General features: G+C 34.2%; 9 protein-coding genes and 2 pseudogenes. 6 read left to right on the forward strand and 5 right to left on the reverse strand.

Annotation, left to right across the window (positions count from 1 at the left end):
• Positions 1 to 22: 22 nt before the first annotated feature.
• Complete coding sequence (locus JCM6256_RS08545; protein ID WP_025081275.1) at positions 23 to 1,129, reverse strand: M24 family metallopeptidase; 1,107 nt, start codon at positions 1,127 to 1,129, stop codon at positions 23 to 25.
• A gap of 151 nt (positions 1,130 to 1,280) precedes the next feature.
• On the opposite strand from JCM6256_RS08545, the gene JCM6256_RS08550 reads away from it, so the two are divergent.
• Positions 1,281 to 2,282 (forward strand): substrate-binding domain-containing protein, encoded by a 1,002-nt coding sequence (locus JCM6256_RS08550; RefSeq protein WP_025081276.1) that lies wholly within the window; start codon positions 1,281 to 1,283, stop codon positions 2,280 to 2,282.
• Positions 2,283 to 2,348: 66 nt separating this feature from the next.
• On the opposite strand, the pseudogene pepV reads toward JCM6256_RS08550, so the two are convergent.
• Together pepV and JCM6256_RS08560 are read right to left on the reverse strand one after the other, a co-directional pair.
• Positions 2,349 to 3,747 (reverse strand): annotated as a pseudogene (gene pepV, locus JCM6256_RS10185) (dipeptidase PepV).
• Positions 3,748 to 3,826: 79 nt separating this feature from the next.
• Entirely contained in the window at positions 3,827 to 5,197 is a 1,371-nt protein-coding gene (locus JCM6256_RS08560; RefSeq protein ID WP_025081277.1) for a glycerophosphodiester phosphodiesterase, read from the reverse strand.
• 91 nt (positions 5,198 to 5,288) lie between these two features.
• Here JCM6256_RS08560 and JCM6256_RS08565 point away from each other — a divergent pair, with 91 nt between their 5' ends.
• The 5 genes and pseudogenes from JCM6256_RS08565 (at position 5,289) to JCM6256_RS08585 (ending at position 8,980) form a co-directional block, all read left to right on the forward strand.
• Positions 5,289 to 5,621, forward strand: coding sequence for a hypothetical protein (locus tag JCM6256_RS08565; RefSeq protein ID WP_025081278.1), 333 nt, complete (start codon positions 5,289 to 5,291; stop codon positions 5,619 to 5,621).
• Positions 5,622 to 5,635: 14 nt separating this feature from the next.
• Positions 5,636 to 7,008: pseudogene (locus JCM6256_RS10190) on the forward strand (bifunctional metallophosphatase/5'-nucleotidase).
• Positions 7,009 to 7,605 (forward strand): YutD family protein, encoded by a 597-nt coding sequence (locus JCM6256_RS08575; protein ID WP_025081279.1) that lies wholly within the window; start codon positions 7,009 to 7,011, stop codon positions 7,603 to 7,605. It begins immediately after the preceding pseudogene.
• On the forward strand, positions 7,605 to 8,375 hold the full coding sequence (locus tag JCM6256_RS08580; protein ID WP_025081280.1) for a TIGR01457 family HAD-type hydrolase: 771 nt from the start codon (positions 7,605 to 7,607) through the stop codon (positions 8,373 to 8,375). The genes JCM6256_RS08575 and JCM6256_RS08580 overlap by 1 nt, the downstream gene beginning before the upstream one ends.
• On the forward strand, positions 8,372 to 8,980 hold the full coding sequence (locus tag JCM6256_RS08585; protein ID WP_025081281.1) for a TIGR01906 family membrane protein: 609 nt from the start codon (positions 8,372 to 8,374) through the stop codon (positions 8,978 to 8,980). The genes JCM6256_RS08580 and JCM6256_RS08585 overlap by 4 nt, the downstream gene beginning before the upstream one ends.
• A 16-nt stretch (positions 8,981 to 8,996) precedes the next feature.
• Here the strand turns inward: JCM6256_RS08585 and JCM6256_RS08590 are convergent, their stop codons facing one another.
• Both JCM6256_RS08590 and JCM6256_RS08595 read right to left on the reverse strand, forming a co-directional pair.
• Complete coding sequence (locus JCM6256_RS08590) at positions 8,997 to 9,647, reverse strand: VTT domain-containing protein (protein WP_025081282.1); 651 nt, start codon at positions 9,645 to 9,647, stop codon at positions 8,997 to 8,999.
• Positions 9,648 to 9,655: 8 nt separating this feature from the next.
• Positions 9,656 to 10,588 carry an NAD(P)/FAD-dependent oxidoreductase gene (locus tag JCM6256_RS08595; RefSeq protein ID WP_236694731.1) on the reverse strand — a complete coding sequence of 311 codons (933 nt, stop codon included), beginning with the start codon at positions 10,586 to 10,588 and terminating at the stop codon, positions 9,656 to 9,658.
• Between the last annotated feature and the right edge of the window lie 207 nt (positions 10,589 to 10,795).

The following is a 10,795-nucleotide window of genomic DNA, read 5'->3' on the forward strand; positions in this document are numbered from 1 at the left end:
TTTATTTTGCTTATTTGTGTTTTTAATCTTTTAAAGGTAAAACTTTTAATTCCTTATCAGTATGAGTGAAAGGTTGGAAGCCGTCTTTAGTTACAACACCACAGTCTTCAATTCTTACACCGGCAAAGCCTGGAATGTAAATTCCTGGTTCGATTGAGAAGCACATGCCTTCTTCAATAACTAAATCGTTGCCTTGAACAATTGATGGAAATTCGTGAACGTCTTTACCGATACCGTGACCTAAACGGTGAATGAAGTATTCACCATATCCGGCTTTAGTAATAATGTCTCTTGCTACACTGTCAAGCTCTTCGGCTGTAATACCAGGTTTTGCAGCTTCAATGGCAGCTTGTTGAGCTTCGCGATCAACTTCGTAAATTTCTCTTTGCTTATCAGTTGGTTCACCGTAAGCAACAGTTCTACTAGAGTCTGATGCGTAACCTTCATGCATAGTTCCTAGGTCGAAAAGAACTAATTCATTTGGCTTAACTTTATTCATAGTTGGGCCAAGGTGAGGATTGGCTGCGTTGGCACCAGCTTGCACGATGGTTTCAAAACTTTCGTGCATTACGCCTTTTTGTAATTTTAATTGGTAATCAATTTGACCAGCGATACTTCTTTCAGTAACGCCAGTTCTAATTGCGTCAAAACCAATCTTGAATGCAAAATCAGCTTCTGCACCGGCACCCTTTAATTTTTCAATTTCTTCAGGAGTTTTGTATAAACGAAGTCTTTCAATAAATTGAGAAACATCGTTGTTAAAATCAGCATCCGCAAATTGTTCATGTAAGTTTTGGCAATGAGCAACGGATAAATCGCTCTTTTCAATTGCCCAGTTTTTATTTTCGCTTGTTCTTTGACGAATCTTATCAGCAATTATTTGCCATGGATTTTCTGAATCAAGATAGCCAAAGACATCGCCGTTCCATTCACTTGCTTTTGCTTCTTCAACATTTAAAGCAGGAGTGAAAACGAAAGGTTCTGCGTCCTTAAAAGCGATTAAAGCAAAAATTCTTTCGTGGGGTTCCATTGAGTAACCCGTAAAGTAGGCAATAGTAACAGGATTAGAAATATAAGCAACATCAAGGTTGTTGTCTTGAAGCCAATTTTGTAGTTTATCTAAATTCATTATGTTCCTCTCTTTTCTACGAATTTGTAAATGCTTACTAGAAAGTATACCATGAAAAAATGAAAGAAAAGCTGTAAACGTTTGCATTTGAATAGCATTAGTGATAAAGTTTTATAAGGAAAAATTTCGAATAAGAATTGGAGACTAGAAGATGCGCAAACAAGAAGTAACAATTTATGATGTCGCTCGTGAAGCCAAGGTTTCCATGGCAACAGTTTCTAGAGTGGTGAATGGAAATAGCAACGTTCGTAAAGAAACTCGTGAACGCGTAGAAGAAGTTATTAAAAGATTAAACTATCAACCAAATGCTGTAGCTCAAGGTTTAGCTTCTAAAAAGACTACAACAGTTGGTTTGATTGTCCCAGAATTAACTAACTTGTATTTTGCAGAATTATCAAAGGGTATTGATGATATTGCGCTTTTATACAAATACAATATTATTATCAGCAGTATTGAAAATCGTTTGATGAAGGAAGATCAAGTTATTCAAAGTTTGCTTAACAAACAAGTTGACGGTGTAATTTACATGTCAAACCGTTTGCCTAAAGAAGTTGTTGATGCTTTCCAAAGAACTAATACACCAGTTGTTCTTGCTGGTACTAAGGATAGCCGTGAAGAACTTCCTTCAGTAACTATTGATTACAAGAAGGCTGATACTGAAGCATTAAACTTGATGTTTAACGATGGTAAAAAGAATTTGGGTATCGTTGTTGGCGATGAAGATGCAATCGTTAACAGTGATAACAGAATTTTGGCTTATAAGAAATTCTTGAAAGATCATAATTTAACTGAAGAACACATCTACACTAATGTTCATGATTATTCAGATGGCTACAATCTTTATTCACAACTTGTCAAAGATGGCGTTGACGGTGTAATCGTCACTCGTGATAGTAGTGCTGTAGGTATCTTGAATTCAGCTATGGATGCTGGCAAGAAAATTCCTGAAGATTTGGAAATTGTTACAGCTAGTGCTACGCAAATTGCTTCAGTTGTTCGTCCAGCTTTGACTACTATTAAGCAACCTTTATATGATATGGGTGCTGTAGCTATGAGAATGTTAACTAAGCTTATGGACGGTGAAGAAGTTGATGATACTCATATTGAACTTCCATACGAATTAGTTAAGAAACAAAGTACTTTAAATCAATAAAAATAAATTTTAGTAATAAAAAATAGAGGACAACTCATGTTGTTCTCTATTTTTGTTTTATTGACTTTATGCTTCTTTAGTTAATTCATAAATTGCTTCGGCGTAAATGGCAATTGAATCAATTAAGTCGTCAACTTTCATATATTCGTTGGCTTGGTGCATAACCATTGGTGCATCTTCAGGTTGAGCACCAAAGCTACGCCATGTTTGAACAAGCGGCCATAAGTTCCGCCACCGATGACAACTTCGTGTCCTTTTTTACCAGTTTGATTTTCGTAAACTTTAAGTAAAGTCTTAACAAGTGGGTCATCGCCAGGAACATAATGAGGCTCTTCAAATGAATCATATGAAGCAGTTAAAATATTGCCAAATTTTTCGTTAACCTGCTTAATCATTTTATCTGGATCTGTACCTTGAGGGTAACGAATATTATCTTTCAAAACGGCTTTATCAGCATCATATTCGAAAATACTTGGCGCACTGGATAAATCACCCATTAAATCATCATGATGGAAGACACCAAGCTTTTTACCTTGGAAATCTTCATGTTCAATGTCTGCCAAGAAGTGGAGGTAATTCTTATCACGACCGGCAAAGTCTAATTGAGCTAAGAACAAGCCTAAAAATGTAGCAGCGTTGCGTCCTACTTGAGGTGCGCTGGCGTGAGCGCTTGGCCAGTTAATTCAATATTTGCATTTTTACCGTTGATTTCAAATTTACCTTCAAGCTTATTATCAGAAATAAATTTTTCAAAAGAAGATTTAATTTCATCAAGATTATCAGCTTCAATAGTTGCATAAGCTTTTTGTGGAGTTACGTTTTCGGCAATTCCGGCCTTAAAGCTTAATAATTTAACTGAACCTTTTTGATCATCTTCTTTGAATATTAAGGTTAAAGTATAAATTCCTTGTTCACCATTGATAATTGGATATTCGGCATCAGGTGAGAATACTTGGTCAGGAGTAGGTTCATGTTTTAAGTAATAATCAATACCTACCCAATTTGTTTCTTCGTTGGTTCCAACGATAAAATCAATTTTTTTCTTAGGTTCAAATCCTGCTTCTTTTAATAAAAGCATACCGTAGTAAGCAGCTAAAGCTGGACCTTTGTCATCAGCAGAGCCACGACCAATGATTTTGCCATCTTTAATTAGCATTTTAAATGGATCAGTATTCCAACCGTCACCAGCTGGAACTACGTCCATGTGGCCAATAACGCCTAAGCGTTTTTGACCTTCACCAAAGTCAACACGGCCAGCATAGTTATCAACGTTCTTAATATGAAAACCGTCACGCTTGGCAAATGATAAGAATTTTTTCATTGCTTTAACTGGGCCGGGGCCAACAGGATATTCTTTAGAAGTATTGTTTAAATCTTCTGAAGAATCAATTGCGATTAATTCGTCTAAATCTCGTAAAATATCATCCTTTTTAGCAAGTGCTAATTTCTTGTAATCTAAATTCATATGAATCCTCCCTTGATTGTCATTAATAATGATTCTATCAAAAAAAGATGCCTTTCTGTTAGAAAAGACATCTTTTAGATTATTTGATAATTTCATGGGTATTTTTCAATATTTCGAAATAGTTCATTGTTTTATATGCTGGCAAGTTAGGATAATTTAATAAAACTAAATTATTGTAACGACTGATTTTTGGTAATGAATTATAATCTTGAAAGTCTTCTTTGGTGAAAAAACCATAAAACAAAATATCTTTTGCTTTAATCCAGCCTAATTTTGTATAAAGCCACATATTTTGGGGTGTACCGTTAAAGTTCTCAATTTTGAACAACTTGTTTTGAGGAAGGATTCGTTTAGTTTTAGCAGAATTTTCTGGCAATTCGTAAATTGTCGCCTTTTGATTAGGTTTAGCTAAGATCTGTTTGTATTCATATGGAGCGATATCTTTTCGAGTTAAATCAAGGTTAACGAATTCTGCAGAAATAAAAGTTTTTTCAGCGATTTGATAATAAAGCTTATCGTCTGCTCGCACGCCGTACATAACGTTAACTGTCTGTCCGGGATGGACATAGCGGTTTTGTTTGATTCTGACGTATGGATTCATCATGATTGGTGCTTTGGTTTTGCCGAAATAAATTCCTTTACGATTAATAGGATATTTTTTGGTACCTGATTTTGCTAGTTTATATTTAAATCCAGTTGCTGGAAAGTTGGTTACAACGCCATCAACGTTTTTGTTAATCAGCCAGTGCCAAAGAGTAGGTGACTCATCCATTTCTGCCCAAACATAAACTTGGCGATGCAGACGGTGGAGCCAGTGAATTAAAAAGGGATGCTCTTGGATAATGTCAGAAGAAACATTTACGGCATTTACTTGAGGCAAAATACTAAAATTAATTCTTTTTAAACTGCCAACGATCTGAATTAAATATGCATCAGGAAGAAGCTTTCGAAAATGGAAAAGACTGGCATTTGAAAATGAATGAATCATAATGCGTTTTTCCATATGATATTTTTTAACGGTTTGAGCAATTTTATCTTCCAATTCATAAGAAGGATCAATACTATGATCAATTTTTGTTTCTAATACAAATTTAGTATTAGGTTTATTTTTATAATAAGTGAATAATTGATCTAAAGAAATAATGTGTTCGCCATTATCATATTGAAGCTGGCTAAGAGTTTGGAAAGTATTTTGTGATACAATTGCATGTGTATGAGTCACGCGGAATAGATCGTCGTCATGAGAGACAACTAAAACACCGTCTTTTGAAAGATGGAGATCTAGTTCAACATAATCGGCTCCTGAATCAAAAGCTGAATTATTGCTTTGAATAGTTTCTTCAGGATACTTAGTTGGATCACCACGGTGACCGACAACAGTAAAACCGCTTGACGTTAAAAATATAAGAATAAAAAATATGGCCAACATACAACGGCTTTTTAATTTCATGTGTACACCTCTATCGCATATATTATTCACAATAGCATGGTTACACATTTTTTTCTATTTAAGTAATTTTTTCAATGATAGGTGCGATTAAATGGATCATCAATATGAACCTTTAGATTTAATTGAAGAAGTAACTCGTAACGATGGCAGCAAGTATTATGAGATTTCCAATATTGATCAAAATGGAATTGCGGAACTTGCAGCTTCACGAGGAATGATTAAAGGCGTAAAAATTTTACAAGTGAATATTGCGAGGACGAAGCCTTTGATTACGTATGAAGAATATATTAACAAAACATATGATTTGCAGACGCTTTTAAATGAAGATGACTGGAAACATCCTAAGTGGATTGAATGGGAAAAGCCAAAAGGCAAGATTCGAGAAGCTTACGAGATGGTTTTAAAAGCTAATCGAATTGGCTAGAAAGAAGACTGGCGATGGAAACATTTCGAATTTTGCATACAAATGATCTTCACTCTCATTTTGAGCATTTTCCCAAAATTGGTCGTTATTTGAAAAAAGCACAAGCAGATAAAAGTGTAGATGAAGTTTATACTTTTGATGCTGGTGATTTCATGGATCGCTCTCATCCTTTGAGTGACGCGACTGAAGGTCAAGCAAATATTAAGTTGATGAATGAATTTCATTATACAGCTGGTACTATTGGAAATAACGAAGGAATTTCTAATCCTCATCGTGTTTTAGAACATTTATTTGACCACGTTGATTATCCAATTGTTTTAGCGAATTTGCGTGAAGAAGATGAGTCTATGCCAAAGTGGGCAAAGGACTATCAAATTTTAACTTCAAAAAAAGGTACGCGAATTGCTTTGGTAGGTTTAACTGCTGCTTATCCGATGACTTATGGTCCTAATCATTGGCATATAAAGATGCTGAAAAATACAATGGATAGAGTTTTGCCTGAAATTGAAGGTAAATACGATGTTTTAATATTGATTACTCACGTAGGTCTTCGGATGGATCGCTGGCTTGCAAAGAATTATCCGCAAATAGATTTAATTGTTGGTGGTCATAGTCACGATTTAATTAAAAATGGTGAGTTGGTTAATGGCGTCTGGATTACTCAGACAGGCAAATGGGGAAATTATGTTGGTGATATTCATGTTGAATTAGAAGATCATCATGTGAAAAAGATTATCCCTAGAACTATTCCTACTGCGTCAATGTCAGAAGAAGCTGAAGATGAATCAGTAATTCAAGGTTATTTAGATAAAGGTAAAGAGATTCTGGAAGAACACCATGTTGCTTATTTACCGGAAAAATTTAATGAAGATAAGCAAGCAGCTATTCAAATCTCTTTAGAAGCAATTGCGAATTTTGCGGATACTGATATTGCAATTTTAAGTTCGGGCTTATTTTTAAATGCATTTAAGAGCGGTATTTTGACAAAATATGATTTACAACAGGCTTTACCGCATCCAATGCATATTGTTCGTTCGACTTTAAAAGGCAGTGATCTATGGCGGTTAGTAATGGAAATAGAGAAGAATCGTCATTACTTAGATCATTTTCCATTAAAAGGGATGAGCTTTAGAGGAAAAATATTTGGTCAAATGTATTACAAAGGCATCAAAGTAGATGTCCCTCATAGACTCGTGTATGTCAATGGCAAAGAAATTGATCCCGACAAGTATTATAAAATTGCTTGTTTAGATCATTATGTTTTGGTACCATTTTTCCCAACTTTGGCAATTGTGGGTGAAAATGAATTTTTATTCCCACAATTTTTACGAGAAGTTGTGGTGATTATTTAAGTGAAAAATATCCTATAACACAAGAAGTGAAATAAATGGCAGAAGAAAAAAAGAAAAGAATAAGACGTGATGATGAAAGTACAGAAGGAAAATCTGAAAACAAGTTTGAAAAAAAGCAGCCTTTGCGTCATCCGCTAGCATTAGTTGCCCAAGACGGCGATAAAGTTAAGATTAATAAGCAGTTATATCGCATAAAGATTAATAAAGGGGATGCGATTGACTTAGAAACTCTTCGCAGAAAATATGATCCATATTTGGATCAATATGATTTTTTAGTTGGGGATGTTTCTAGTGAACATCTTCGGTTAAAAGGCTTTTATAAAGATATTGTACGCACAGCAATTGATCGTAAAGAAAATACAATTGCTGATTATTTGCTTGAATATTGCAATCCGGGAACTTCATACTTTGTTTTAGAATTAATTTCTCCAGTTCATCGTTATAGTCGTGTTCAAGAAAATAAAAAGAAATACAATCATCATAAACATCATTATTCATATCACAAAAATAACTTTAAAAAGCGTCGTGTTCATAGAACTAAATTTCAAAAACGCAAAACAATTGCTATTCAAAAGGGTAGCGGGCGTAAACATGCTTTTGTGATTAAAAAGAGAAAGGAAAATGAAGACTAGTGAAAGACTACCGTTTATTTTTGATTGACCTTGATGGAACTGTTTATCGAGGCGATGAAACTGTTCAAACAGGAGTAAATTTTGTTCATCGATTAATTAAGGCAAAAAAAGACTATTTATTTTTAACCAACAATACTACTAGAACTCCACAAATGGTAGTTGATAAATTAAAGGGACATGGGATTGAGACAGATACCGCTCATGTTTATACACCAAGCATGGCAACAGTAAGTTATATTTTGCAGAGAAATAAAAAGAAGAAAATCGGTATCTATATTATTGGCGAAATCGGTTTATGGTCAGAATTATTAAGTCACCCGCAATTTAAAGTTGATGAAAAGGCCCCAGACTACGTTATTGTCGGTATGGATAAGGATTTGACGTATCATAAAACTAGGGTTGCTACGCGGGCAATTAGAAATGGCGCAACTTTTATTGGGACAAATGCTGATATGAATTTACCGTTAGGGGATGAATTAATTCCTGGCAATGGCTCACAGTGTGCAATGATTGCTGCAGCAAGTGGACAACAACCTTTATATATTGGAAAGCCAGAATCAATTATTGTTGAAATGGCATTAAAAAAGGCTCACCACAGTAAAAATGAGTCTGCTTTGGTAGGCGACAATTACGATACTGATATTCGTGCAGGCTTTAATAGTGGTGTCGATCAAATTTTGACTTTAACTGGCGTAACTAAAAAAGCAGATATTAAAGACAAGCGTCAGCCAACAATTTTAGTTAATAATTTGGATGAGATTAACTTATGAGTAGAAAAGAAAATCCGATAATTATTGCATATAATTTTTTATTCGCAATATCTAGCAGTGTTGTAGGGGCAATTATTGCCAGCTGGCCACTGCTTTTTGTATTTGTTTTGGTACAGAAAACAAATGAAATAGTTCATTTATCTGTTTTTAAAGTAATGCATAATTATAATCAATTAATGTTGTATTTAATTTGGCCTTTTAAATCTAGGCTAAAGATGGACGATTTTCATACGTCAGCTAATGCGGCAGAGCATTTTGCGGATTGTAAAAGACTATTTATTTTAGCTGTAGTAGTATTTATCGTATGTTTGATTATGTATTTGGTAGCAAAAAAGAAAAATAATCGGCAATTTTTGAATTTGGATAAAACATGGTCAATGTTATTTCTAATTTTGCCAATAGTAGTTTTGCCGTTTGCAATTACTAATTTTGATAGTTTCTTTATTTTCTTCCACCATCTTTTCTTTAGTAATGCTAATTGGCTATTTGATCCAGCGACCGATCCAATCATTAATGTTTTAACGGAAGGTTTTTTTGCATCATGCTTTGCGGTTGCAGGAATTATATACGAGCTTTTCTTCGCGGAAAAATTAATCAAGAGATAATAAAAAAGGAGTTCCTTTAATGGAACTCCTTTTTGAGTGAAATCTTTTTCTTAAGAGCAACAATGGCAATAGGAACGACGGAAATAAAGATGATTGCAATAACAATTAATGAGAAATGATCTTTAACGATTGGGAAATTACCAAAGAAGAATCCGATGATTGTAAACAATCCAGTCCATAAAAGACCACCTAAGATATTGTAAGTAATAAATGTTTTGTAGTGCATTTTGCTTCCGCCAGAAATAAAAGGAACGAAAGTACGAATAAAGGGGATAAACCTTCCGACTACAATAGTAATTGGACCATGTCGTTCAAAGAATTTTTCGGCGGCTAAACGATTATTTTGATTTATTAACTTGTTAAACCAAGCATGCTTTTCTCCAGCACGCGCCGACCAAGCACCGATTTCATAATTTACGCTATCGCCAACAATTGCTGCGATTGCTACGACTAAATATACAAGCCAAATATTTAATTGATAACGTGGATTAGCGGCCATAGCGCTTGCAGCGAAAATTAATGAATCGCCGGGCAAAAATGGAAAAACAACTAATCCTGTTTCAATGAAGATAATGGCAAATAATACTAAATAACTTCCAACGCCAAATTGATTAACAATAGTAACAAGATGGTCATCAATATGAAGAATGAAATCAATTAAACCCATATTTTCTCCTATAAGCTGGTTGAATGAATAGTTAAAGTTTTTTCAGGGAAAAGGTTACGCATTATTGCATTGATGGCAATTTGTGCTTCACCAAATCCAACACCGATAATTGGGACTCTGCCGGAATAAGTGACAGCATCGCCAACAGCATAAATTCCAGGGATATTAGTTCTCATTTCAGATTCCACTTTAATATGGGAATCTTCCAAATTAACTCCCCAATCTTTAACAAAACGATTGTTAGCACGAAAGCCGTAGGCAACGATAATTTGATCAAACTTTTTATAGATTAATTCATCTGTGCCTACTTTTTTAAGCCCAATCTTTAACTGATTATCATCTAGTTCAGCATTTTTAGGAAGATATGGGGTCAAGATTTCAACATTTTTTAAACCTTTTAGCTTTTCAACATTAGATTCAAGTCCTCTGAAATTATCTCGTCTATGAATTAAAGAAACGGAGCAATTTTTTGTCAATTCAAGTGCCCAATCTAAAGCTGAATCACCACCGCCAAAAATCCCGACATGTTGGTTAGTAAATGCTTTAGGATCTTTAATATAGTAATGAACTTTTTCTTCAGCTTCTGTAGCCATTTTTACAGGAAACTTTTTAGGATTAAATGCACCATTTCCGGTAGCAATGATTATCGCTTTGACTGAGAAAGTATTATCGATAGTAAACGTAGTATCTATTTTTTCAATCTTAACTACACGATGATTTTTTTCTATAGTAGTAAGCTTGTTCAAATTGCTTTTTAAATGACTAATTAATTGATGAGCGGTAATTTTGTCAAAAACTGGAATATCTGCGATTTCTTTAAAAGGATAAAGCATTTGAGGTTGTCCGCCAATCTCATTTAAAGAATCAAAAATTATAGTTTTAAGTCCGTGAAGTTGTGCGTAGTTTGCAGAAAATAAGCCAACAGGCCCAGCTCCTATAATAGCTAAATCAAATTTTTTTATTTTAAAAACTCCCTTCGAAATACTAATAAATCAACTTTAACATGATTTTAGATTAGATTCATTTAAATTTTTACTTGATTATTTATTCAAAGTAAGGTAAATTAATTAAGTCGTCAATTGAGAGAGACATCGCTTGAAAAAAGAATTTTAAAAAGTTGAAAAAAAGACTTGCAAAATTCTTTTAAA

Source organism: Lactobacillus hamsteri DSM 5661 = JCM 6256, from assembly GCF_000615445.1.
GTDB lineage: Bacteria > Bacillota > Bacilli > Lactobacillales > Lactobacillaceae > Lactobacillus > Lactobacillus hamsteri.

Bases quoted from the DNA above. Each gene is read 5' to 3' on its own strand.
- JCM6256_RS08545 (WP_025081275.1), bottom strand. From the start codon at position 1,129: ATGAATTTAGATAAACTACAAAATTGGCTTCAAGACAACAACCTTGAT.
- JCM6256_RS08550 (WP_025081276.1), top strand. From the start codon at position 1,281: ATGCGCAAACAAGAAGTAACAATTTATGATGTCGCTCGTGAAGCCAAG.
- JCM6256_RS08560 (WP_025081277.1), bottom strand. From the start codon at position 5,197: ATGAAATTAAAAAGCCGTTGTATGTTGGCCATATTTTTTATTCTTATA.
- JCM6256_RS08565 (WP_025081278.1), top strand. From the start codon at position 5,289: ATGGATCATCAATATGAACCTTTAGATTTAATTGAAGAAGTAACTCGT.
- JCM6256_RS08575 (WP_025081279.1), top strand. From the start codon at position 7,009: ATGGCAGAAGAAAAAAAGAAAAGAATAAGACGTGATGATGAAAGTACA.
- JCM6256_RS08585 (WP_025081281.1), top strand. From the start codon at position 8,372: ATGAGTAGAAAAGAAAATCCGATAATTATTGCATATAATTTTTTATTC.
- JCM6256_RS08590 (WP_025081282.1), bottom strand. From the start codon at position 9,647: ATGGGTTTAATTGATTTCATTCTTCATATTGATGACCATCTTGTTACT.